Source organism: Nonomuraea sp. NPDC003707 (genome assembly GCF_053587055.1).
Genome location: NZ_JBSFNK010000007.1, coordinates 332,436 through 356,595, shown reverse-complemented (window position 1 = coordinate 356,595; position 24,160 = coordinate 332,436). Strand labels below are relative to the sequence as shown.

20 protein-coding genes are annotated in these 24,160 nt (G+C 71.9%); 10 read left to right on the top strand and 10 right to left on the bottom strand.

The features are described from left to right. Positions 1-1,236: an ROK family protein gene (locus ACWDRB_RS21245; protein ID WP_449896128.1), complete on the bottom strand. Its 1,236-nt coding sequence runs from the start codon at positions 1,234-1,236 to the stop codon at positions 1-3. A 109-nt stretch (positions 1,237-1,345) separates the two neighbouring features. On the opposite strand from ACWDRB_RS21245, the gene ACWDRB_RS21240 reads away from it, so the two are divergent. The 7 genes from ACWDRB_RS21240 to ACWDRB_RS21210 all read left to right on the top strand — a co-directional run bounded on the left by ACWDRB_RS21240 (position 1,346) and on the right by ACWDRB_RS21210 (position 8,503). Beyond that, on the top strand, positions 1,346-2,569 hold the full coding sequence (locus ACWDRB_RS21240; protein WP_449896126.1) for an ABC transporter substrate-binding protein: 1,224 nt from the start codon (positions 1,346-1,348) through the stop codon (positions 2,567-2,569). A 31-nt stretch (positions 2,570-2,600) separates the two neighbouring features. Beyond that, positions 2,601-3,524, top strand: a complete 924-nt coding sequence (locus ACWDRB_RS21235; RefSeq protein WP_363972164.1) for a carbohydrate ABC transporter permease — start codon at positions 2,601-2,603, stop codon at positions 3,522-3,524. Beyond that, positions 3,521-4,354, top strand: a complete 834-nt coding sequence (locus ACWDRB_RS21230; RefSeq protein ID WP_350727139.1) for a carbohydrate ABC transporter permease — start codon at positions 3,521-3,523, stop codon at positions 4,352-4,354. Before ACWDRB_RS21235 ends, ACWDRB_RS21230 begins: the two co-directional genes overlap by 4 nt. Before the next feature lie 11 nt (positions 4,355-4,365). Further along, the gene (locus ACWDRB_RS21225; RefSeq protein WP_449896124.1) at positions 4,366-6,303 is read left to right on the top strand and encodes a beta-galactosidase; all 1,938 of its coding nucleotides are present in this window, start codon (positions 4,366-4,368) and stop codon (positions 6,301-6,303) included. A gap of 105 nt (positions 6,304-6,408) precedes the next feature. Next, a complete protein-coding gene (locus tag ACWDRB_RS21220) occupies positions 6,409-6,828 on the top strand; it encodes a hypothetical protein (protein ID WP_192785862.1) in 420 nt (139 codons plus the stop codon). Positions 6,829-6,878: 50 nt separating this feature from the next. Continuing rightward, positions 6,879-7,193 (top strand): hypothetical protein, encoded by a 315-nt coding sequence (locus ACWDRB_RS21215; RefSeq protein WP_363972168.1) that lies wholly within the window; start codon positions 6,879-6,881, stop codon positions 7,191-7,193. A 59-nt stretch (positions 7,194-7,252) separates the two neighbouring features. Continuing rightward, entirely contained in the window at positions 7,253-8,503 is a 1,251-nt protein-coding gene (locus ACWDRB_RS21210) for a hypothetical protein (RefSeq protein WP_449896121.1), read from the top strand. Between the two features lies 1 nt (position 8,504). Here ACWDRB_RS21210 and ACWDRB_RS21205 read toward each other — a convergent pair whose 3' ends face one another. After that, positions 8,505-9,077: an RNA polymerase sigma factor gene (locus tag ACWDRB_RS21205; protein ID WP_350727135.1), complete on the bottom strand. Its 573-nt coding sequence runs from the start codon at positions 9,075-9,077 to the stop codon at positions 8,505-8,507. A 182-nt stretch (positions 9,078-9,259) separates the two neighbouring features. Here ACWDRB_RS21205 and ACWDRB_RS21200 point away from each other — a divergent pair, with 182 nt between their 5' ends. The 3 genes from ACWDRB_RS21200 to ACWDRB_RS21190 are packed head-to-tail and all read left to right on the top strand — an operon-like array spanning position 9,260 to position 14,483. After that, entirely contained in the window at positions 9,260-9,961 is a 702-nt protein-coding gene (locus ACWDRB_RS21200) for a Crp/Fnr family transcriptional regulator (protein ID WP_350727134.1), read from the top strand. A gap of 23 nt (positions 9,962-9,984) precedes the next feature. Further along, a complete protein-coding gene (locus ACWDRB_RS21195) occupies positions 9,985-11,268 on the top strand; it encodes an oxygenase MpaB family protein (protein ID WP_449896118.1) in 1,284 nt (427 codons plus the stop codon). Continuing rightward, positions 11,265-14,483, top strand: a complete 3,219-nt coding sequence (locus tag ACWDRB_RS21190) for an ATP-binding protein (protein ID WP_449896116.1) — start codon at positions 11,265-11,267, stop codon at positions 14,481-14,483. Before ACWDRB_RS21195 ends, ACWDRB_RS21190 begins: the two co-directional genes overlap by 4 nt. A gap of 24 nt (positions 14,484-14,507) precedes the next feature. Here the strand turns inward: ACWDRB_RS21190 and ACWDRB_RS21185 are convergent, their stop codons facing one another. From ACWDRB_RS21185 to ACWDRB_RS21150, 8 genes are all read right to left on the bottom strand, one after another. Next, a complete protein-coding gene (locus ACWDRB_RS21185) occupies positions 14,508-15,251 on the bottom strand; it encodes an SDR family NAD(P)-dependent oxidoreductase (protein WP_449896114.1) in 744 nt (247 codons plus the stop codon). Positions 15,252-15,277: 26 nt separating this feature from the next. After that, positions 15,278-16,540: a sensor histidine kinase gene (locus ACWDRB_RS21180; RefSeq protein WP_449896112.1), complete on the bottom strand. Its 1,263-nt coding sequence runs from the start codon at positions 16,538-16,540 to the stop codon at positions 15,278-15,280. Continuing rightward, positions 16,537-17,214 (bottom strand): response regulator transcription factor, encoded by a 678-nt coding sequence (locus ACWDRB_RS21175; protein WP_363972179.1) that lies wholly within the window; start codon positions 17,212-17,214, stop codon positions 16,537-16,539. Before ACWDRB_RS21175 ends, ACWDRB_RS21180 begins: the two co-directional genes overlap by 4 nt. 93 nt (positions 17,215-17,307) lie before the next feature. Then, on the bottom strand, positions 17,308-18,624 hold the full coding sequence (locus tag ACWDRB_RS21170; RefSeq protein WP_449896110.1) for a cation:proton antiporter: 1,317 nt from the start codon (positions 18,622-18,624) through the stop codon (positions 17,308-17,310). Then, a complete protein-coding gene (locus ACWDRB_RS21165; protein ID WP_449896108.1) occupies positions 18,621-19,958 on the bottom strand; it encodes a cytochrome P450 in 1,338 nt (445 codons plus the stop codon). Before ACWDRB_RS21165 ends, ACWDRB_RS21170 begins: the two co-directional genes overlap by 4 nt. Next, complete coding sequence (locus tag ACWDRB_RS21160) at positions 19,952-20,995, bottom strand: alpha-hydroxy acid oxidase (protein ID WP_449896106.1); 1,044 nt, start codon at positions 20,993-20,995, stop codon at positions 19,952-19,954. Before ACWDRB_RS21160 ends, ACWDRB_RS21165 begins: the two co-directional genes overlap by 7 nt. After that, a complete protein-coding gene (locus ACWDRB_RS21155; protein WP_449896104.1) occupies positions 20,995-22,554 on the bottom strand; it encodes an NAD(P)-binding domain-containing protein in 1,560 nt (519 codons plus the stop codon). Before ACWDRB_RS21155 ends, ACWDRB_RS21160 begins: the two co-directional genes overlap by 1 nt. A gap of 39 nt (positions 22,555-22,593) precedes the next feature. Further along, positions 22,594-24,123, bottom strand: a complete 1,530-nt coding sequence (locus tag ACWDRB_RS21150; protein WP_449896102.1) for a class I adenylate-forming enzyme family protein — start codon at positions 24,121-24,123, stop codon at positions 22,594-22,596. Between the last annotated feature and the right edge of the window lie 37 nt (positions 24,124-24,160).

Genomic DNA, 24,160 nt, shown 5'->3' with positions numbered 1-24,160 from the left:
CTAGGCGATGGTGCTGACGGCCCCTTGGAACGCCGCCCCCTGGAAGAACGGCTCCAGCACCAGCGTCGCCGCGCCCAGCGCCACGGCGTCGGGGCCGAGCCGGCCCAGCACGATCGTCTCCGGCTGGAACGGCTGGGCCTGCGTGTTGACCGCGGTCGCCGCCCTGATCTCCGCCAGCATCCGCCCGCCCAGCATGAGCCCCGCCCAGCCGCCGATGACGATGCGCTCGGGGTTGAACAGGTGGACCAGGCTCGACAGGCCCACGCCCAGCAGTTCGACGCTCTCGGCGATGACCGGGGAGCCCTCGTCGAGCAGCCGGGCCAGCGCGGCCTCCTCGTCGGCGGAGTCGGCCACGACGCCCCCGCGGTCGAGGATCGCCTCGGCCCCCAGGTACGCCTCCAGGCAGCCACGCGCCCCGCACCGGCAGGCCCGCCCGCCCGCGACCAGCTTCAGGTGCCCGACCTCGCCGGCGGCCTTGCCCGCGCCCCGGTAGATCTGCCCGTCGGTCACGACCGTGCCCCCGACGCCCGAGCCCATCAGCACGATGATCGCGTCACGGGTGCCCTTCCCCGACCCGAACCAGAGCTCGGCCTGCCCCATGGTCTTGGCGCCGTTGTCGACGAACAGCGGCAGCGCCGTGCCCGCGCGTAGGAGCGCTCCCAATGGCACCGCCTCCCAGCCGAACGTCTTGGCCCGCACCAGCGCGTCCGGCCCCGGCTCGACGATGCCGGGCACGCCGACGCCGACGCCGAGCACCCGTTCGGCCGGCACCTCGCTCTCGGCGATCACCGTGTCGACGCCGGCCAGGATGTGCCGGGCGACCAGTTCGGGGTCGTGCCGGGCCGAGCGGACCGCGTAGTGGGCCCTGGCGAGCTTGGTCATCTCCAGGTCGAACAGCTCGACGCTGACCTGCGTCTCCCCCACGTCCACGCCGACGGCGTACCCGTAGGCGGGGTTGACCCTGAGCACCACGCGGGGCCGGCCGCCGTCGGAGTCGACCTGGCCGGCCTCGACGACGACGTTCTCGGAGAGCAGGTCGCCGGTCATGGTGCTGACCGTGGCCGGGCTCAGCCCGGTCGCGGCCGACAGATCGTTGCGGGTGGCCGGGCCGCCGAAGTAGAGCGCGCGCAGGAGCATCGCCCGGTTCCCCCTGCGAAGATCCCGTACGGTCCTGCGCCCTGACGTGCCCATCCTCGTCCCCGCCTCTCCCGCGATCGCCTCGCCATGGTAGTTCACCAGCCGAAATCGCTATGAACCCGCTGTTACCGAAGCGTTTCCGGTCTGCTCCTGACTTTTTTCAAGGCTTAGATTATGGTCTGGCCATCCCCCCGATGAGGAGATGACTATGAGCCGAGGACTCGTGCGAGGCCCCATCGCGATGGCACTCGCGGCGGCGCTCGCGACCGGGCTGGCCGCCTGCGGCAGCGGCGGCGGCAGCGGCAGCGCGGACAAGACGCTGACGTTCTGGATGTACCAGGACCGCACCCCGCAGGCCGGACAGGTCATCGAGAAGGTCCGCAAGGACTTCGAGAAGGCCAACCCCGGCGTCACGGTGAAGCTCGTCAAGATCCCCAAGGACGACTACAACACCAAGCTCGGCAGCGCCGTGGCCAGCAAGAGCGCGCCGGACGCGGGCATACTCGACCAGCCCCTGGTCTCCAAGTACGCCCTGGACGGCACGATCAAGGAGACCCCCGCCGGCCTGATCGACGAGGCCGGCTTCTACAAGGGCGCGCTCGACACCAACCGCGCGAACGGCAAGCTCTACGGCCTCCCGCAGGACCAGACCACGGTCGCGCTCTTCTACAACAAGAAGCTGGTCCCGACCCCGCCCAAGACCTGGGACGAGCTGAAGCAGACGGCCGCCCGGGTGCACGCCGCCGACGCCAAGGTGGCCGGCATGAACGTCCCCAAGGGCGACGGGTACGGCGCCTGGATCCTCCCCGGCGTCGTGCACGGCGCGGGCGGCCAGATGGTGGACGACGCGGGCAAGAAGGTGCTGTTCGACCAGCCGCCCGCGGTGGAGGCGCTGCAGCTCTGGGTGGACCTGGTGAAGTCGTCGCCGCGCCAGATCACCGACTCGGACAAACCCTTCGAGAACGGCCTGGCCGCCATGACGATCTCCGGACCCTGGGACGTGCCGACGATCCACGAGCAGTTCCCCGACCTCGACTTCGGCGTGGCGCCGCTGCCGTACAAGACCGAGCCGGCCGGCAACATCGGCGGCGAGGACTCCGTCGTCTTCTCCTCCAGCAAGAACGCCGACCTGGCGTGGAAGTGGCTGGCCTTCCTGGCGAACGAGACCAACAACGGCGCGGTCGCGGACGCGTTCGGCGGCTTCCCCGTGAACCTCAAGGCGCAGGTGGTCGCGGGCGGCCCCGAGCAGGCGGCCTTCCTCGAGCAGCTCAAGGTGGCGCACGCCCGGCCCGCGGTGCCGCAGTGGATCCAGGTCAACGACGAGATCATCGCCCCGGCGATCGAGTCGGCGCTGACCGGCAAGGTCACCGCGCAGCAGGCCCTGACCGAGGCGGCGGGCAAGACGCGTTCCCTGCTCGGCTGGAACGGCTGACGTGGCGGCACCCGCACTGGCGGAAGCGCAGGTGGCGACCAGATCGCGGCGGCGGCCGTCGGCCCGCCGCCGCGACCGGCTCATCGGCTGGCTCCTGGTCACCCCCGCGCTCGCCTATTTCCTGATATTCCTGCTTTATCCGGCACTGTCGGCGCTCTACTACAGCTTCACGGACTGGAACCTGCGCTCCGACGCCGCCTGGGTCGGCCTGGCGAACTACGCCGACCTGCTCTTCGACGACGTGAAATTCCCGCACTTCTGGAAGTCGGTCGGCGTCACGCTGCAGTACACGCTCATCGCCGTCCCGCTGACCCTGGTCTCCGCGCTGGCGCAGGCGCTGCTGCTGAACGCGATCCGGCGCGGGGCGAACCTGTTCAGGCTGCTGCTGTTCCTGCCGGTCGTCACGGCCGAGGCGGCGGTCGGCGCGATCTGGCGCTGGCTCTACGACCCCCAGTACGGCCTGATCAACGCCGTGCTCGGCCTGTTCGGCATCCCGGGGCAGAACTGGCTCAACACCCCCGAGCTGGTCATCCCGGCGCTGGCGTTCATCGCGGCCTGGCAGTGCGGCATCTCGATGATCATCTATCTGGCCGGCCTGAAGGGCATCCCCGGCGCGATCACGGAGGCCGCGGTCATCGACGGGGCCGGCCCCTGGCAGCGGTTCTGGCGGGTGACCTTCCCGATGCTCCGGCCCACCACGTTCTACCTGCTGGTGACGGGGGTGATCGCGGCGCTGCAGGTGTTCGGCCTGGTGTACGTGATCTTCTCCGGCAACGGGCGCAGCGTCACCGGCGGCCCCGAGCAGTCGGGCCTGACGTACGTGCTCCACCTCTACCTGTTCGCCTTCCGCTACGACGCCATGGGGGCGGCCTGCGCGATGTCGTTCATCCTGCTCGTCTTCATCATGATCGTGACCGCGCTGCAGTTCAGGTTCGTCAAGCAGGAGGCGGCATGAGGAAGGCCCCCTTTTACGTGGCGCTGGTGCTGCTGGCGGCCGTGTCGGTGGTGCCGTTCCTGTGGATGCTGGCCACCTCGGTCAAGCACGGGCAGGACATCTACAGCAAGGTGCCCAACCTGCTGCCGCTCGACAAGAAGACCGGCGAGTGGGCGGCGACGCTGGACAACTACGACTACGTGCTGGACGTCGGCGGGCTCGGGAACGCGTTCGTCAACAGCGTCTGGGTGTGCGCGATCCTGGTGCCGGCCAAGCTGCTGGTGGACGCGCTGGCCGCGTACGCGTTCGCGCGGATCCCGTTCCCGGGCCGCGACCGGCTGTTCGTGATCATGCTGGGCGGCATGATGGTGCCCGCGATCACGCTGCTGGTGCCGCGCATCCACGTCACGCAGGCGCTCGGCATGTTCGACTCCGGATGGGGGCTCATCGTCCCGAACATCGCCTCCGTCCTGGACATCTTCCTGCTGCGGCAGTTCTTCCTGTCGATCCCGGCCGAGCTTGAGGAGGCCGCGCTCATCGACGGCGCGGGCCGCATGCAGATCTTCTGGCGGATCGTGCTGCCGCTGTCGAAGCCGGTGCTGGCGGTCGTGACCATCACCAGCTTCCTGTTCCACTGGAACGACCTGGTCTGGCCGCTGGTCGTCACCAACGACCCCGAGCTGTACACGCTGCCGCTGGCGTTGCAGCAGCTCGTCGCCAGCCCCGACGGCGGGCGGGCGTACTACATCATGGCCGGCGCCACGCTCGCCGTCCTGCCGGTGATCGCCGTGCTGATCGTCTTCCAGCGCCGCATCCTGCAGGGCATCGCGTTCACCGGTCTCAAAGCCTGAGGAGGAAGAGAGTGCTCATCGACGGCCGGGTGCTGGTCACCGCCGACTACCCCTACTACCGCGACGACCCGGCCGTCTGGGCCGACCGGCTGCGGGCCGTGCGGGACGAGCTCGGGATCGAGGTGGTCACCTGCTACCTGCCCTGGCGGCACCACCAGCCGGAGCCGGGCCTGGCCCCCGACTTCACCGGGGCCACCCACCCGGCCAGGGACGTCGTCGGCTTCCTCGCGCTCTGCGCGGAGCTGGGGCTGCGGGTGATCGCCAAGCCGGGCCCGTTCATCCATGCCGAGGTGGGCTACGGCGGGCTGCCCGACTGGGTCGACCCGGACGCCGACCCGTCGATCGAGCCGCTGCTCGACGCCGAGGGGAAACCGTCCCGCTGGTCGGACGGCTCCGTCTCCCGGCCGCTGCCCGCGCCGCTCGGCGCCGCGTTCCTGACCAGGGCCACGCAGTGGCTGTCGGCCGTGGGCAAGGAGGTGCTGGCCGGCGCGGCTCCGGTGATCGCGCTGCAGATCGCGAACGAGGGCATCTACACCAGCGGGGCGCTGCCGCTGACCGCCTACGACTACAGCCCGTCGGGGCTGGCGTTCTACCGGGACCGGCTGCGGTCCTGGTACGGGACGCCGGAGGCGTACAACGCGGCGCACGCGACGGCGCACGCGGACTGGGCCGAGGTCGAGCCCCCGCCCAGGGCCGGCGGGCTGCTCGCGCGGGCCGACTGGGGCCGCTTCCACGCCGAGTACCTGGCCGAGGTCTACCGCGTCTGGGCCCAGGCCGTCGGCTCCGGCCTGCCCGTCTTCGTGAACCTGAACCCGCCGACCGTCCCCGAGCTGGACGACTGGCTGGCCAGGGTCAGGCCGCGGCTGTGGGGCGGCATCTCGTACGGCTTCACCAACTGGATGGGCGTGGTGTCGGCCGACCGCGACGCCCAGGCCCGCTACGTGATCGCCGCCAAGCTCGCCCCCGGCCCGAACCTGGAGGAGAACTGGGGCTTCTCCCGCCTCTACGACCCCGCCTACATCGACGGCGCGACCAGCTTCCACCAGTCGCTGCTGGCCATGGCGGCGGGCGCGACCGGGTTCAACGTCTACACCGGGGTCTCCACCTCGGGCTGGGCGCCGGAGCTCGACGCGGCGCACGAAGGGCCGTACCCGGACTGCGCGCCGATCGACGCCGACGGCTCGCCCACCGGCAAGGCTCCGGTGGTGCGGGCGCTGGCGGACTTCTTCGCCGCGCACGGGGCGGAGTTCCTGGAGTGCGCGGGCACGGCGCGCGACGCGTTCGGCCTCTACCTGCCGTACGCCGGGATCGCGGCACTTTCGGGTGCCGGCGGACCGGGTTGCGGACGGGCGCTGCGGGCCTTCCACGAGCGGATGCGCGAGCGCGGCCTGGACTACGCGCTGGTCGACCTGGAGGACACGACGGCCGGGGAGCTGGGCGCGTACCGGTCCGTGACCGTGCCAGGCGGCCCGTTCATGCACCGGAGCGTGCAGCGGCTGCTCGCCGACTACGCCGCCGCCGGCGGCCGGGTGCTGGTGGACGGGCCCGCCCCCGCGCTGGACGAGAACCTCGCGCCGTGCGCCCTGCTCACGCCGTCGGCGCCGCCCCCGGACGTGGACGCGGGCGAAGACGGCTCCCTCGTCTTGTACGGCGCCGCCGACGCCTTCCTGCGCAGCCATCCGGACCGGGACGTCCACTACCTGATCGTGCTCGTCCAGGCCGGCAACCGGGGCCCGATCGGGGTGCGGACGCCGTACGGGACCGTCGAGATCGCCGCCGCGGACGGCGGCGCGGCCGTGCTGCGGCTGACCGGCGGCGGGCTGGGCGATCTGGTGGTGAAGGGCGTCAACGGCTACCTGTCGTCCGCGGTCGCGGCGCGCGTGTCCCTCAACGGTGAGAGCGTCGTCACGGCGGGCCCCGGCGACCTGATCATGATCGCCGGAGTCTGACCAATGCCCGGCATTTATTGACAGAACGGACAGGTATTTCGCCGCCTCGGCTGCCGCTCTGCTCCTTCACACGGGGACGACGTTCCCACCGGAAAGGAGAACGGAATGGCAACCGGAGAATTCCAGGTGATGAAAGTACCGGCCGAGCAACTCGCCGGCGTTCTCCACGGCCAGGTTGTCGATCCCGGCGCGCAACCCACGAACGTCGTGCACCGTAACGAGGGCTGGACCGTGGACGTGAGCTGGGAGGTCGCCGGCGAGCTCATCGACTGGCTGGCGGGCCGCTGGAACTTGGAGATCATCGCCGACCTGCTGGGCGGCGGTGAGACCAGGCACCCCTCACCCCCTGTCGAACTGACCTTCACGCCTGGCTCGGGCAGATACACCGCTTCCGTCCCGATGCGGGGTCAGCTCTCCCCCGGCACGTATGACCTGGTGGTCAACCTCACCACCACGACCGCCGCCGGCACCGCGGGGGCGCTCGGCGGGTTCGTGGTGATCAGCAAGATTGTGGTCAAGGAATGAGGGCCGCCGTCCCGGGCGGTCCGCCCGGGGCGGCCGTGGACGGAGCCGCCATGTCTCTGGTGCTCAACCCCGTGTGGTGGGATCAAGGCCGGCCTGGTCCCGTGGCGATGGGCGCGCTGATCGCCACCGACCGCCTGCTGTCCTACGTGACGAACGAGGAGACGGTCTTCACCCTGGCCCGCGCCGACATCCGGGCGAGCTGGCGGCCCCTGCGCGTCGACCTCACCTGCGCCGGACGCCGCTTCCGGCTGCGCTTCCTGCCGCCGGGGGCCTTGATGCGGCCGACCGGCGTCCTGCAAGCCCGCCGTAAGTCACGCGCCCTACGCTCCTGGCTGGCGGCCACGGGGGAAAGACCGGCCGCCTGACGTATCTGACGCCGCTGGAGACGCTCTTATCTCCTCGAGGCGAACTAACGGGAGACCCCATGTCCGACACTCCGATGACCGCGGACGACGTGCTGCGCATCGCCGCTTACAAGGACCGGAGCCCGGCACTCGAAGCGATGGTCATCGCCTACAGCTACCACCGCGTCGCCGGGGACCTCGCCCAGCACCTGGGCAAGGACGCGAACAACTGGTACTGCTACGCCACCTGGACCTCCAAGGCCGTCGGAGAGAGCCTCGACCTCAGCCCCGACTCCCCGTTCATCCTGGACTTCGGTCGCAAGATGCGGGTGCCCCACCGGTTCAGGAGGGTGTTCAGGGCGGTCCTGCTCACCCTGCTCGGGCCCAGCTACCAGCTCGGGCTCGCGCTCGCCAACCGGGCCATCTTCCTGGAGACCGCCAGCCTCGCGGTCAACCTGTGGAACGATTCGCCCGACCGTTTCCTCAGGGTCAGCCCGGAGTCGGATCTGACGCCGAGCCCGCCGGCGTTCCTGACGGACCTGCTGGCCGAGGCCGACCCCCGCTACCTGAAGGACGCCGCGCAGCTCCTGGTCGAGGCCAAGCAGACCGCCGACCCCGAGGCGCGCGCCGAGCTGATGTTCGGCGCCTGCGTGGCGCTGTCCGCCTACGAGCAGGCCCGCGCGCAGAAGGCCCTCGAGCTGGTGCTCTACCGGCCGGTCCGGTGGCTGACGCGGGTGTCGTGGCGGTCGCTGCGCTCGCTGGTGACCCGGCGCCGCTTCCCGAGGTTCCGCCTGTACGCCGCGCGGCACGAGGACCAGCCGTGGCTGACGCGCTGGCTGGAGGGGAAGTGGTCCTCGCTCTACACCCGCCACCTGTTCGCCGTGCAGACGCCGCTCAGCGACATCAAGGTGGGCCGGGCGCTGACCGCGCCGGAGGGCGTGGACATGGAGCAGGTCTGGGCGCCGATCCAGAACGAGAAGGTCCGCAAGCTGGCCGAGGAGTTCATCACGGCCGACCAGGAGGCGTCCACGGCCGGGGTGGCCGACTGGGTGTCCTACCGCGACCGCATGCGCTTCATCGTCAGCTACTTCCGCGTCTACCAGCACGTGGGCGCGCTCTACGACCTGCCCTTCGCCAAGGACGTCGCCGACGGCCTCGCCCGGGAGATGGAGCACGGGCTGGTGCCGCAGGCCGTCAACATGATGCTCGCCCGGGGCGGGCGCAAGGTCTACGAGTATCCGGCGGAGAGCGACCCGGACGCGTTCGAGATGGCGCACTTCGACTTCGAGCCGTTCCTGGAGGCGATCCAGCTCGACCCGTCGGCGAAGTGAGTCAGTCGAGGAAGTCCCTGGTGATCTCGCGGGCTTGCAGGAGCCCGCGGAGCTTCGCGAACGTGCGGGCTCGGGTGGGCCCGATGCTCCCGACCGGCCTGCCCAGCCTGCGCGCCACGTCCACGTAGTGCGGCTCGGAGGTTTCCGTGAGCGCTCTGAACAGGACCCGCTGCGCTGCCGGCAGCTCCTCGACGAGCTCGTCGAGCGTGCCGGCCAGCCAGATCCTGGCCAGCTCCCTGTCCACGTCGTCCGTGCTGCCCAGCGTGTCGAGGTCAGGGGTGCAGATCTCCTTCGTCCGCTTGGTGAGCTTCAGGCACTCGCGGAAGGCGATGGTGGCCAGCCAGCCCGCCATGCGCTGGCCGTCCTCCACGCTCCTGAGGTTCTGCCAGGCCAGCAGCCAGGTCGTCTGGAGCACGTCCTGGGCGTCCTCGTGGCTGAGCCTGAACCGGCGGACGCGGGCCTTGAGCATGGGGCTGAACTCTTCGATCAGCCGCTCCCACGCCATGGCGTCGCCGTCCTGGGCGGCCGAGACGAGGGTGGCGGTATCGGGTCTTTCGATGGTGTCCAGGTACATGTCGATCTCCCTGCCGGGCCGGGCACTCGGGGGGTCGCCATTACCGCCCGGCATCCCAACGGTGCGCCGAGTGATCGCCAGGGGCTGTCTCGCGCGTGACAGTCACGATGTGTTCCTCATCACAATCGGGACATCCAGGACCGTCGGCTGTTCGTGCGTGGGATGCGGCTTAAAGTTCTTGCATGAGCGGGTTCCCGAGCGATGTCCAGCCGGTGGCCTCCGTGCTGGCGGAGATCCCGCTGTTCCGCGTACTCGGAGAGAGCGGCATCGAGAGCACGGCGCGGGCCGGGATGGCGAGGCGTTACCGGGCCGGCCAGATCATCATCCACCAGGGGGATCCGGGAGAGTCCCTCTACGTGGTGCTGGACGGCCTGGTGAAGGTGGTGTTCACGACCGAGCACGGCGACGAGATCGTGCTCAACATGCTGAGCCGCGGCGACACCTTCGGCGAGCTGGCGCTGCTGGACAACTCACCGCGCTCGGCGTCGATCGTGACGGTCCGTCCCGCCTGGGTGTTCGCGCTGCCCAGGGCACGGCTCCTGGAGCTGATGCGGGAGCATCCGGGGCTGGCCGACGAGTTCCTGCGCATGCTCGGCCACATGGTGCGCAGGCTCACCGACCAGGCGGCCGACCTGGCCTTCCTCGACCTGGGCGGGCGGCTGGCCAAGCTGCTGCTGCAACTGGCCGACAAGCACGGCCACGACGACGGGGTGGTGGACCTGCCCGGGTTGACCCAGTCCGACCTCGCCGCGCTCATCGGCGCGTCGCGGCCGGCGGTCAACCGGGCGCTGCAGTCCCTCGTGGCGAGAAACCTCATCGCCGTCAAAGGCCGGGCGATCACGCTGCTGGACGTCGCCGCCCTGCGGAAACGGGGCGGCCTCTGACCGAAATCTGGAGTACGGGGTAGATGAACGATCACGAACGCTGGCCTGAAGAGAGATTCCGCCAGCTGCGACAGCAGGCGGACCCGGACATCGACAAGGTCGTGGCCGAGTACCTGGACGCCCAGCCTGCGGGAAGCGGGCCCCTGGAGCTGGTGAAGGCGGTGATCCAGGAGCTGGCGGCGGCCAAGCGGGAGGCCAGGGCGCCGTCGGGCGAGCCGCCCGCCTCCGCGATCTTCGCGGCCATCGACTTCGCCGCGGAGCTGCCCGACTGGGGCGACGACCGCGAACTGCTGGCCAGGGGGCAGGCCGTCTTCGCCGACTACGGGCTCTACCAGTCGGCCGCGCTCTTCTGCAAGTGCCTGCCCATGGCGTACGTGGAGGTGTCCAGCGCGAAGGTGCTGGCCAACGTGTCCCGGCTGGCCACGCACAGCCTCACCCGCCGGGTGGCCGAGACCGGGCAGATGCTGGTCGACGTGATGGGCCTGAAGGCCACCAACAGCCTGGAGCCCGGCCGCCCCGGGCACACCACGGCGCTCGGCCTGCGGATCCTGCACTCCTTCGTCCGTGCCCTGGTCAACGAGCGTTTCGCCGACCACTGGGACACCGCGCGGTTCGGCCCCCCGGTCAACCAGGAGCTCCTGCTGGCCACCATCTTCGACTTCTCTGTGGTGACATGGGAGGCTCTGGAGAGTATGGGCGTGACGCTCTCCGCGGAGCAGCGTGCGGCCCACCTCTACACGTGGAGCGTGTTCGGCCATCTCATGGGCGTGGAGGCCTGCCGTGACCGGCCTCTCACGCTCGAGGACGTCGAGCCGGTCAGCGAGCGCCTGGGCCGCCTGTACGAGTCCAGCGACGAGGGCCGCCGGCTGATGGCCAGGCTGCTGGAGGAGATGGAGGAGTTCATGCACCTGGGGTGGCGCAAGCTGCCGCGCAGCCTGGTGCACTGGGTCTTCCGCGACGCCAAGTACGGCGCCGACCGGGTGCCCGAGCTGCTGGGCGTGCCCAAGCCCGCGTGGTGGTTCACCGCGCTGTTCGCGGCCGGCCAGGCGGCGAACCGGCACGCGGCGCTGGCCGGGCCGGTGGACGGCGTCGTCCGCTGGCTGGTGCGCAGGCTCGGGCGGCAGATCGTGGTCGCCCTGATCGACCGCCACTCCGACGGGCAGGCGGCCTTCCGGATCCCCGGGGACCTGGCCGGCGCCTGGCGGATCAAGCAGTCGCGCTCCGCCGTGAAGACGCGCGAGCTCCGCCGCACGGTCCGCCGGAAGGTGCGCGCGCCCGCGCGGAGACTGAAGGAGCGGCCCACATGACCGCTCCCCACCCGCCCGGCACGCTGACCACGGCGACCATCCTGTTCACCGACGTGGTCAGCTCCACCGCCATGCGCATCAGGCTGGGCGAGGAACGCGCCAACGTGGTCTTCCGCCGCCTCTACCAGCTGCTGCGCTCGGTGGTGACGGCCAGCGGCTCGACGTTCACCAAGAGCCTGGGCGACGGGCTGATGGCCGTCTTCGACTCGGCCACGGCCGGGCTCGACGCGGTCATCGCGGTGCAGCAGGCGGTGGCCGACGAGAACGAGCGCGCCCCGGACAAGATCTCCATCAGGGCCGCGCTCGCCGCCGGCGACGTGTGCTGGGGTCACGACGACGTCAGCGGGCTGCCGACCGTCGAGGCGGCCCGGCTGGTCGCCATCGCGGAGGGCGGCCAGGTGCTCTGCACCGACCTGGTGCGGCGGCTGGCGCAGGGGCGCAGCCGGCACGAGTTCAAGGACCTGGGGCGGCTGCCGGGCAAGGGGCTGCGCGAGCCGCTGCACACGTACGAGCTGCACTGGCAGAGCGCCGACCACCACCAGGTCGCCGGGCTGGCCCCCTGGCTGGAGGACGGTCACGTGCTGCCGTTCGTCGGCCGGGACGAGCAGTTGCGGACGCTCGACGGGGAGCTGGCGGCGGCCGAGTTCGGCAGCGGGCTGGTGATCCTCCAGGGCGACTCGGGGGTCGGCAAGACCCGGCTGGCCTCGGAGGTGGCCCGGCGGGCGCTCAAGCGGCAGTTCACGGTGCTGGCCGGGCGGTGCACGGATCCGGCGCGGCGGGCGTACGAGCCGATCGCCGGGGCGGTGGAGCGGCTGGCCCGCACCTCGCCCGCGCTGCTGCTGCGCGCCGGGGTCGACCAGCAGTGCGGCCAGCTCGTCCGCCTGGCGCCCTCGCTGGCCGCTCCCCCGCTGTCGCTGGAGGTGCCGCCGGCCACCGAGCCCGTGTCCGAGCGCTACCAGCTGATGGCGGCGGCCCGCACGCTGATCGAGCGCCTGACCACCGTGCGGCCGGTGCTGCTGGTGATCGACGACCTGCAGTGGGCGACGCTGGAGTCGCTGCAGATGCTCAACGCCCTCATGTGGGACGCCGAGGCGCTGCCGCTGCTGGTCCTGGCCACCTCGCGGCCCCTGCCTGTCGGCTCGCCGGCCGGGTCGGCCCTGCCGGAGCTGCACAAGCTGACGGCCGACAGCCGCACGATCGAGGTGCCCTCCTTCGGGCTGGACGAGGTCTCCCACGCGCTGGCGGAGGTGCGCGGCGGCGGTGACTCCGAGCTGCTGCACCGGATCACCGGCGGCAACGCGTTCCTGGTCAGCGAGGTGGTCAGGGAGCTGGCCGCGGGCAAGGAGCTCGACGGGCTGACCGTGCCCGACTCGGTGACGCGGATGGTCATGGCCCGGCTGTCGCAGCTCCACCCGGACGCCAGAGACCTCGTCAACCTGCTGGCCGTCGGCGAGCGCATGGAGTCGGCCGAGCTGCGGGCGGGGCTGGGGCTCGACGAGGCCCGGTTCGTGGCCGCGGTGGAGGAGGCCATGGGCGCCGGCCTGGTGACCATGTCGGATGGCGGGTCCTGCCGGTTCTCCCACGAGCTGACCAGGACCGCCCTCTACGCCAAGCTGTCCGCGCCGCGGGCGGGGCTGCTGCACGGCAAGGTCGCCGACGCGCTGTGCCGGACCGACCCGCGCGCCATGGAGACCCGGCCGTACGTCGTGGCCACCCACCTGCTGGCCGCCGCCGGGCACGGCCGCGACCCGGTCCGGGTCAGCGCGGCGGCGGACGCGGCCGTGCACGCGGCGCAGCACGCGCTGGCCGGGCTGGCGCACCGCGAGGCGGTCACCTGGTACCAGCGGGTGCTCGACCTGCTGGCGGACTTCCCCGGCGCCACGCTGGAGCGGCGCGCGGAGCTGCTGGTCGAGTGCGGCCGGGCCATGTGGCTGGCCGGCGACCCCGACGCCAGGCAGACCCTCGTACAGGCGGCCGACCTGGCCAGGCAGTGCGAGCGCTCCGACCTGATCGTGATCGCGGCGCTGGGCGGCGACCGGGGCTTCTCCACCATCTCGGCGGCGCCCGACCAGCAGCGCATCGCGCTGCTGACCGAGGCGCGCAGGCTGGTCGACTCCACCGACCTGAGCACCCGGGCGCTGCTGGCGGCCCAGCTCGCCTCGGAACTCATCTGGGCGCCCGACGGCGAGCGGCGCTTCGCGCTGAGCGACGAGGCCGTGGCCCTGGCCCGCAAGTCGGGCGATCCGCGCACGCTCGCCAGCGTGCTGGGACAGCGCAGCCTGACGATCATCCCCGCCGACCCGCTGCACCAGCGCCACCGCGACGGCGACGAGATGCTGGAGGCGGCCCGCCGCACGGGCGACGACCTGGCGCTGTTCCACGCGTACGTGCAGCGCACTCCCCCGGTGCTCGACGGCGGCGACGTGACCAGGGCCGCGATGCTGCTCGGCGAGGCGGACGAGCTGGCGCGCCGGCTGGCCCAGCCGCACCTCAACTGGCTGATCGGCTACTCCAGGGCCGGCCTGACGCTGATGCAGGGCGACCTGGCGCAGGCCGAGTCGGAGGCGCAGGCGGCTCTGCGGCTGGGCTCGGAGATCGGCCGCCGCCTGGAGGCCGTGGCCATCTACTCGTCGCAGATCGCCGAGATCCGGCGGCTGCAGGGGCGGCTGTGGGAGCTGCGCGACCGCTATCGCCGTGCCGCCCAGGCGCCGCGCGTCGACCCGGTGCACGCGATCCTGCGGTATCTGTGCGAGATGGCCGACGAGGAGGCCGCGCCCCTGCTCGACCGCATCCTGGCCGACGGCGGCGCCACGCCGCCCCGCAACATGGCCCACCGGCCCGCCCTGGACAACCTCGCCGTGGCCGCCTCCCGCCTGGGGCGGGCGGAGCTGGCCGAGCAGCTGTACGGCTCGCTGGCCGCCGACGGGCAGACGTTCGGCCACGGCGCGGTGGCCCACCACTGCGGGCACCACTACCTGGCGCACCTGTGCATCGCGACGGGCTCACCGCAGCGGGCGGCCGAGCACTTCGAGGCCGCGGCCGAGATGCACGAGCGGCGGGGGGTGCCGCTCATGCTGGCGGAGTCGCTGCTCGACTGGGCCGACCTGCTGGACGGTGGCGAGGTGAGCGGGCCGAAGCCGGCCGACCTGCGCAAGTGGTGCGCCTCGCTGCTGCCCGGCCGCGGCGCGATCCTGCTGGAGCGGCGGCTGTCCTGACCTGGCTTTACTCGGCCGAGGGGGTCAGCGCAGGTAGGAGGCGCCGTTGAGGTCGAGCACGGCGCCGCTGGCCCACTCGGCGGCCGGGGAGGCCAGGTAGACGACGGCCGCCGCGATCTCCTCCGGCCGCGCCACCCGCCCGAACGGGCTCTGCGCCCGGATCGCGTCTCCCCCGGGCCCCGTGAGGTACTCGGTCGTCATGTCCGTCTCGACGAAGCCGGGCGCCACGGCCGCCACCGCGATCCCGCGCGGGGCGAGCGAGATGGCCAGCGACTGGCTCAGCGCGTTCAGCCCCGCCTTGCTCGCCCCGTAGGCGGGGCCGTCCGGCTCGCCGCGGAAGGCGCCGCGCGAGGAGACGTTGATCACGCGGCCGCCGGCGGGCATGTGCTGGACGGCGCACCAGATGACGTTGGCCGTCCCCACCAGATTGATGTCGAGCGTGCGCCGCCAGGCGCTCTGCCACTCCTCGTACGACAGCTCCGTCAGGGGGTGGTGGAAGTAGGTGGCGGCGTTGTTGACCAGCACGTCGATGCCGCCCAGGGCATCGGCCGCCGCGTCCACCATGCCGCGCACCGCCTCGGGATCGGCCAGGTCGCCCCGCACGATCGTGTGCCCCTGGCCGGGCAGCTCCGCCAGCAGGTCCTGCGCCTCCTTCGCGGAGTCCCGGTGATGGATCGCGACCCGGTCGCCCTGCGCGGCGAAGGCCGCCGCGACCGCCCGCCCGATACCCCTCGACGCACCTGTGACAAGAACTCCACGCCCGCTCATGTCGCCGCACGCTAGCAGGTGTCCGCTCAGAGGCGGCGTTCGGGCTCGCGGGCCGGTGGCGCCCACAGGGGCGGGGCGGCGGCCGGGCCGGCGGGCAGGCTGACGGTGAAGGTGGCGCCGGCGCCCGGGCGGCCGTCCGCGGTGATGGTGCCGTGGTGGCCCTCCACCACCTCCCGTACGAGTGCCAGCCCCAGCCCGAAGCCGCCCCCCACGAACCGGGCGAAGAGGCGTTCGGTGTGCGCCGGGTCGAAGCCCACCCCGTCGTCGCGCACGGTCAGCCGTTCCAGGTCGCGGTCCCGGGACAGGATCACCCAGATGTGGCCGCCCGCGCGCGTGTGGCCCAGCGCGTTGTCCAGCAGGGCCGAGACCACGCGGCGCAGCGCGGACTCCACGCCGCGCACCACGTGATCGCCCGGCCCCTCGCACCGGACCTCGATCGTCACTCCCTTGGCCGCCGCGCGGGCGCCCTCGGCCACGGCCAGCTCGGAGGCCAGCATCGCGAGGTCGACGGGCGCGAACGGGCGGCGCGCCTGCTGGAACCTGGCCGACTGGAGCAGGTCCTCGACCACCTCGCCCAGCTGCCTGGTGCCGGTCACGAGCTGGTCCACCTCGTCGATGAGCAGGATCGGGTCCGTGCCGCCCCGCAGCCGGCGGGACAGGAGCTGGGCGCGGGTGTGCAGGCGGGTCAGCGGGCTGCGCAGCTCGTGGCTGACGTCGGCGGCGAAGCGGCGCTGGCGCGCCAGGGCCTCGCCGAGCGGCGCGATGGCGCGGCGGGAGATGACCTGGCCCACCAGCAGCGCGGCCAGCAGGCCGCCGATCTCCGCGCCGCCGAGCGTGCGCAGCAGGCGCTGCCGTTCGGCTTCCTGGTAGCGCAGGTCCAGCGCCGCCTGGAAGGTGTCGACGCCGCGCCGCTGGGTGCGGATGAGGTACGCGTGCCCGTCCACCCGGACCTCCTCGACCCTGGGCGGCAGCCCGGCGGCGACCTGGTCCATGGGCGCGCGTACCGGAAGCGCCTGCGGCGCGCCCGGGGAGCTCTCCACCGTGCCGTCGGGCCGCAGCAGGTAGAGCCAGACGCAGGGGGGAGGGTGGGCGATGGGGGCGCGCTGCACGGCGGCGGTCAGGTCGCGCCGGGCGGAGTCGGCCTGCTGGTGCAGCATGACGCAGTAGACCAGCACCCCGGCCAGGGCCAGGACCAGGGAGATCGCGCCGGCCACCTGCGCGGTGAGGCGCCGGCGGGCCCGCTTCAGCAGCCGCCGCTCGAGCTCCGATCCCCGCCCCGGCGGGCTCATAACTCACCCAGGCGGTAGCCCACGCCCCGCACGGTGTACACGACCCCGGATCCCAGCTTGTTGCGCAGGTAGTAGACGTACGTGTCCACGATCGATTCCTTCTTGGCGCCGTCGAAGACCCGCTGCCGGAGCGACGTGCGGGTGTGCACCTGCCGCGGGCGCGCCGCCAGGGCGCTGAGCAGCCGGCACTCCTGCCCCGACAGCTCGATCTGCTCCCCGCTCGGCAGCCGGACGATGTGCGACTCGGAGTCCAGCCAGCCCGCGCCGAGCGGCAGCAGCGTGGCCTGGTCGAGGTTCCTGCGGTGCAGGGCCCGCACCCTGGCCAGCAGCTCGTCGATCTCGAACGGCTTGACCAGGTAATCCTCCGCGCCCGCGTCCAGCCCGGCGACCCGGTCGGCGACCGAGCCGAAGGCGGTCAGCACCAGCACGGGGGTGGTGACCGCCTGCCGTCGCAGCCGCCGCATGAGGTCGATGCCGTCGAGCGACGGCAGGCCGCGATCGATGATCAGCACGTCGTACGAGCGGCTCAGCCCCAGATGCAGCCCGCGCTGCCCCTCCAGAGCCAGATCGACCGTGTACCCCTCCTCGGTGAACAGGTCGACGAGCATGCGCCCCAGTTCGCGGTCATCCTCGATGACCAGCAGCCGACGGGCTGTACCCGGTGTTCCAGCCACCAGACCACGGTTACACCACGCCCAGGAGGATTACCAGGTCCACTCGGGCATTGGTTGATCGAGAACCAGGCGCACCACGGTTCACCTGCGCGATCACGATGGATTGGTCCTGACCAGCTCCGAAACTTCCGCAACCTTGGTCCGGGTCTCGAGGCGCTCGGGCAGCGCCAGCTTGTAGAGGGGCAGCGCGCCGGCCGTGGTGAGGATGGCCACGAGCACCAGCATCGCGAAGAGCTCCTGGTTGATCATGCCCTGGGCCAGGCCGATGTTGATGAAGATGAGGATCATCAGGCCGCGGGCGTTCATGAGCGCCCCCACCGCGTACGACTCCCGCCAGCCGAACCCCATCCCCCGCATCGCCAGCGCGCACCCGAAGTACTTGCCGGCGAACCCGGCGAGCAGGATCAGCCCGAACGCCAGCAGCATGGCGCCGCCCGCGATGCCCCCGAGGTGGGTGTTCAGCCCCGAGAAGGTGAAGAACGTGGGCAGCAGCAGCGTCGAGACGATCTCCATCATCCGGCCGTGCAGCGCCTCGCGGAACTTGGGGTCGCGGGGCATGGCCAGGCCGGCGAGGAAGCCGCCGAAGACCGAGTAGACGCCGATCCAGTCCGTCAGCCAGCCGGCCGTCAGCGGCACGAGGATGACGACGTACATGCCGGTGGCGCCGAGGTGGCCGGTGCGGGCCACGGTCGCGCCCAGGGGGCGCAGCAGGGGGGCGACGACCTTGAGCATCACGACGGCGAACACCGCGGTCAGGCCGATGGTGGGCAGCGCGTCGCCGGCGCCGGTGCCGAGGTGCATGGCCGACAGGACGGCCAAGATGCACCAGGCCAGGGCGTCGTCGATGGAGGCGGCGATGAGGGTGAGCCGGCCGACCGGGGCATTCTCCAGGCCGCGCTCGTACAGGATCCTGGCCAGCATGGGGAACGCGGTCAGCGACAGCGCCCCGCCGACGAACAGGGCGAACTGGAAGGGGCTGACGTCCGGCAGCGAGAGCAGGTCGTACAGGAGGAGGCCCGCGCCGAAGCCGAGCAGCAGCGAGGGGACGATCCCCGAGACGGCCAGCGCGGACGCCTTGCGGACCTCGCCGGGCGTGCGCCCGCTGTGGTCGAGCCCCGCCCCGACCAGGAACATGTAGAGCGTCAGGCCGATGGTGCTCAGCACGTACAGGACCGGCCTGACGTCCTTCGGGAACAGGGCCGCCTGCGCGTCGGGGAAGAGCCAGCCGAAGAACGTCGGCCCCAGGAGCACGCCGGCGACCATCTCGCCGAGCACGCGCGGCTGCATCACCATTTGCGCCAGCCGGCCGCAGATCGCCGCGACGATCAGGATCACGACGAGGGCGGGCAGGACCTTGAGTATGAGGGCGAGGTTCGGATCGGGAGACGTGACGTGGGCCAGTACGGTCATGTTCGGTTCTCCGCTGGGTGATCGAAGTGGATCTCGCAGAGCCGTTGCCGGCGGGCGTCCCAGACCATGTACGTGCCGAGGACGAGTTGCACGAGGCTGCGCCAGACGTCCTCCCAGCGGTCGCGGACCCGCATGAGGACGAGCGCGGCGCGGGGCGGGGACGCGTGCGGCGGGGTGAGCAGGCACGGCCCCCGGTTCGGCAGGGACCGGGTGTGGGCGGCCGAGGAGTGCAGGGCGTGGCGGTGCAGGATCTCCCGCGCCGCGACCCGCATCGCGATCGGCGCCAGCCGCCAGGCCGGGCAGGGTCGGTTGGCGGCGACGCCGAACGGGATGTGGTTGAGCTCTTTGACGGGCCGGTCGAAGCGGCCCGGGTCGAAGCGATCCGGGTCGGCGAACCCGGCGCGGTGGAACTCGGGATAGTCGAAGCAGAGCACCGACCCGGCCGGGATCGCGGTGCGCTCGCCGAGCGGGATCTCGCCGGTGGTGACGCGGTGGGCGATGCCGAAGAGCGGGTAGAGCCGCAGCGTCTCGGAGATCACCTGGTCGAGGTAGCGGTCGTCCCCCGTGCGGGCCCGCTCCTGCACGCCGGGATGCTGCGCGAGGACCATCAGCAGGTGGGCCATGGCCTCCGACAGCTGGACGACGGCGGTGTTGAAGAAGGCGCCCTGGAGGTAGAACGCCTGCTCCTGGGGTGACAGGCCGACGGGGAGCGGGATCCGCACGCGTGACAGGCGGCCGAGCAGGTAGCGGGTCAGGCGGTGGCGGCGTTCCATGTGCCGCAGGCCGGTGCACTTGAGCGAGGTGACCACGTCGTTCGCGTTGCCCACGATCAGGTCGCGGGCCTCGCGCGGGCACGGCTCGGCGAACACCAGCTCGTAGGAGAACTCGGCCCACAGCGGCATCGTCAGGTCGCGCAGCCGCACCGGCCCCCGCGCGTCCGCCAGCGTACGGGCGGCGCAGCGGCGCGTGAGCTCCTCGGCCTCGTCGCGCGGCACGGCGAGCAGCCCGCGCGTCGCCTTGGCCACCGCGTCGTACCGCTCGCCCGCCTCCAGGTGCTCCTGGTGCATCTCGGGGCCGGGCGACAGCCAGTACCAGAACAGGTCCGACAGCGCGGCGCCCCGGCTGCGCCCGCCGGCGGCCGGGTGCGAGTAGACCTCCCTGAAGCGGTCGACGCCCACGAGGTCTCCGGGGACGGGGATGCCCTCGTCCCCGTTGATCCGGTTGAAGACGCGTACGCGCAGCGCCACGACCCTCGCCGGCAGCCACCACGGCAGGCTCGCCACAAACGCCAGGGCCAGGATGATCAGCCCAATGATCAGCCCAATGATCAGCATGGCCGCCGCACCATGCCCGGGTCGAGGTCGCCGATCGACGCGCAGCCGCACAGCGTGAGCGCGTGCTCGACCTCCGCGCGCAACCGGCCGAGCACGCGGGCCACTCCCCGCTCGCCGTCCGCGGCCAGCCCCCAGATCACCGGGCGGCCGACGGCGACCGCCGCGGCGCCGAGCGCCAGCGCCTTCAGCACGTCCGTGCCGCGCCGGATCCCGCCGTCCAGCAGCACGGGCACGCCCCCGCCGACGGCCGCGGCGATGTCCGGCAGCAGGTCGATCGAGGCGGGTACGGTGTCGAGCTGCCGCCCGCCGTGGTTCGAGACCATGATCGCCGAGACGCCTCGGTCGAGCGCGATCCGGGCGTCGCCGGGATGCGTGACGCCCTTGACCACGATCGGCAGCGCGGTCATCTCCCGGAGCCGGTCGAGGTGCTCCCACGACAGCTCGGGCGACATGAGGATCGGGCGCACCCGGTCGCCGTCGCGCAGGTTCTCGCAGCACAGGTGTTCGGGCAGGTCATGGAAGTCGTTGCGCAGGTCCCGCTCGCGCCGGCCGAGCACAGGCGAGTCCACGGTGACGACCAGCGCCTTGCAGCCGGCCGCCTCGGCGCGGCGCACGACGGTCTCGGTGAAGGCCAGGTCCGGCTGCACGTACAGCTGGAACCAGAGCTCGGCGCCGGGCGCGGCGGCCGCCACCTCCTCGATCGCGACGGTGGCGGCCATGCTGACGATCATGATCGTCTCGGCGGCGGCCGCCGCGCGGGCGGTGGCCCGCTCGCCCTCCGGGTCGGCGAGGCGGTGGAACGCGGTCGGCGCCAACAGCACGGGCATGGCGGCGCGGCTGCCGAGCAGGGTGAGGCCGGTCTGCAGCTTGGCCGCGCCGCGCAGCACCCTGGGCAGCAGCCCGATCCGGGCGAACGCGGCCTCGTTCGCGCGCACGGTGACCTCGTCATCGGCCCCGCCGGCGAAGTAGTCGTAGTGCGCGGGGTCGAGGCGGGCGCGGGCCTCGGCCTCGAACTCGCGCAGGCTCCACCGCTCCATCAGACCGGTACGGACGTCAGCCGCGCGGCGAAGAAGGCCCGGAGGGGCTCGACGTGGATCTCCTTGGAGGTCCACTCGTTCTCGAGGTTCTCGGTGATGTGGTGGGTGACCGGGGGCTGGCCGGGCACGTGGTGGCGGACGACGGGGTGGAGGTAGTGGCCCTCGTGCGCCCGGACCGAGTCGCTCTGGCGGATCCGGCCCACCTCGACGTCGAAGGGGTCGATCTTGTCATGATCGGGCCCGTAGTCCAGGGTGATCGCGAAGTGGCCGCGGTCGCCGATCGGCGGGCCCTGCAGGTCGTACGGCAGCTCCTCCAGGTAACGGGCGGTGTCCCCGTCGGGCACGATGACGTCGGCCAGCAGCCCGAACTGCTGCCACAGCGCCGAGGTGCGGTTGACCCGTTCGATGACCGCCGCCGCGAGCGCCGCCGGGTCGGCGGGCAGCACCGTGGCGGGCCAGGGGACATCGTGGTGGCGGGACTCCAGGACGCGGTGCAGCGCGCGCACGCCGTACCGGAAGCCGTGGATGAAGCCGCTGGTGCCGTGCTTGAAGTCGCGCGACTGGGTGATCGTGCCGGCGAAGTAGAGGTCCGGCACGTTGACGGACTCGTAGGCCGGGGTGAGCGACGGGAACCTGTCGTTGATCACCAGCTCGGGGCGGCAGTCGTCGCCGAAGATCGAGCCGTCGAAGCGGAAGCCGGTGCAGAGGATCACGCTGTCGTACGGGATGTCCTTGGTGACCTCGTCGACCCGGACGAAGGAGACCGTCACCAGGTACGTGCCGTCCGGCCGGCGCTCGACGCGCTTGACGTCGCCGTCGAGGATCGCGTTCTGGGACTTGAGCTGGTAGGTGTCCAGCAGGCCGTTGTTGACCGCCCGCAGGTGGCCGACATAATGGGTGCGCCAGGCCATGCGGACCGAGTGCGGGCCCGCCACGTGGATGACCGCGGCGGTCTCCATCAGGTTGTCGGCCGTCTCGAAGGCCGAGTTGCCCTTGCCGATGACGAGCACGCGCTGGTTGACGTAGTCGGCCGGATCGGTGGAGTGGGTGCCGTACAGGTCGGCCGTCTCGATGCCCGCGATGGGCGGGATGTTGGGCTTGGTGACGCCGGTCGCGACGACGACCCGCTTCGCCTCGTACGTGCGCCCGGTCTCGTCCGTCACCCGGAACACGGAGCCGGGCCGGTCCACGCGGACCACCCGGGAGTCGTAGCCGACGCGCAGCCCACGCTTCTGGGCGAAGTCGGTCAGGTAGCGGACCATGTCGTCGGCGTGCGGGAAATACCGGTCGCTGTAACGGGTGAACAGCAGGTCGGGGTCGTCGGACAGCAGCGAGTTCCAGTCCATCCGGAGGTTGAGCTCGGGGTCGTCCCATCCGGTGTACTTCTTGTTGATCGAGATCAGCGTGCGATGGCGCGGGTGGGTGCGGAAGAACTGGCCCGGCGCGGGACCCGCCTCGAGGATCAGGTAGTCCCGCCCCTGCTCGTGCAGGAAATACCCCAGCTGCAGACCCGCGGGGCCCGCGCCGATCACCAGGTAGTCCAGGGTCTTGTCCGGCACTGAAGCCTCCGTCACAACGAGGTGATTGAACGGACAACCTCAGTGTTGGCGGGCAATTCTCAGAATTTGCTCAGAGAGAGCGCGTTTGTCGGGCTTGCCGCTGGTGGCGAGGGGAACGGCGGGCACGATCGTGATCGTCTGGGGGACGCTGTCCTCGCCGAGCCGCGCGCGTACCAGCGCCCTCAGCGCGCCCCGGTCCGGGGTCCGGCCCGCGGCCGGGACGACGAACGCGTGCACGGCCTCGCCCGTGCCCTCGTCCGGGGCGCCCACCACGTACGCCTCGTCCACGCCGGGGTGATCGGTCAGCGCGCGCTCGATCGGGCCCGCGTACACCACCATGGCGTTGACCATGATCACGTCGCGGGAGCGGCCGGCCAGGTGGAGGAAGCCGTCCCCGTCCACGTGGCCGAGGTCGCGGGTGCGCAGCCAGCCGTCCTTCAGGGTCTCGCTGGTCTCCTCCTCGTCGCCCCAGTAGCCCCGCATCAGGTACGGGCTGCGTACGTGGATCTCGCCCGTCACGCCCGGGGGCAGCTCGCGGTCGTGCTCGTCGCGCACGCTGATCTCGACCCCGGGATGCGGGCGGCCGACGGGCTCCAGCACGCCGGCGGCGATGTGGTCGGGGGTGAGCATGGCGATGTTGCCCGCCTCGGTCTGGCCGTAGCCCTGGTAGACGACCGGGCCCAGCTTCTCGACGGCCTCGGCCAGCCGCCGCGCGCTGATGGGCGACCCCGAGACCATCAGCGCCCGCAAGCTGCTCACATCCACCTTGTCCAGAAATTTCAGCATCTGGAAGAGCCGGGGCACGGTGATGATCGAGCCGGTGATCCGGTGGCGCTCGATCGCGTACGGGAACATCGGCCGCCCGTCGTCCTCCGGGATCACCGCCGTGCCCCCGCCGAGCAGGCACGGCGCCACGAACTCCATCACGACCATGCTGGCCAGCGTGCCGAACAGCAGATACCGCTCGAAGGCCCCGGCGAGCCCGGCCGCGACGGGCGACCACACGCGCGGCTGCCACGCCCAGTGCTCGCCGAGCGCCCGGTACGTGATCGCGCACCCCTTCGGCCGGCCGGTGCTGCCGCTGGTGAAGGTCAGGGCCGCCACGTCGTCGGGGCGGGCGGCCACGGTCAGCGGCCGTCCGTCGTCGGAGTGCGCCAGCAGGTCGCCGGCGCCCGTACAGGGGCCCAGGGACAGCGTCGGCCGGCCGGGAAGGTGACGGGCCGCGGCGCGGCGCAAATCGGGGGTCGCGGTCGTGGAGTCCACCAGCAGGGCGTCGATCCCCATCCCCAGCACGTGGGCGAGCTGCCCCTCCGGATAGCCGGGCCGGATGCCGACGACCCGGCAGCCCAGCGTGTGCGCGGCCATGTGGGCGGCGAACGCCTCGGGCGTGACGGCCGTGCGCACCGCGACGGCCCGCCCAGGACCCAGGCCCGCGGCGCGCATCGCGCCCGCCAGCCGCCGGATCAGCTCCAGCAGCTCGCCCCGGGAGAGCGTCCTGTCGCCGTGCTCGAAGGCCGGGCGGTCCGGGGCGTCGCGCAGCGCGTCGAGCAGAGGCTGCGGGAAGGGCATGTGCGCCTCCTTTGTGCTTCCATATTTCCGGATTTAT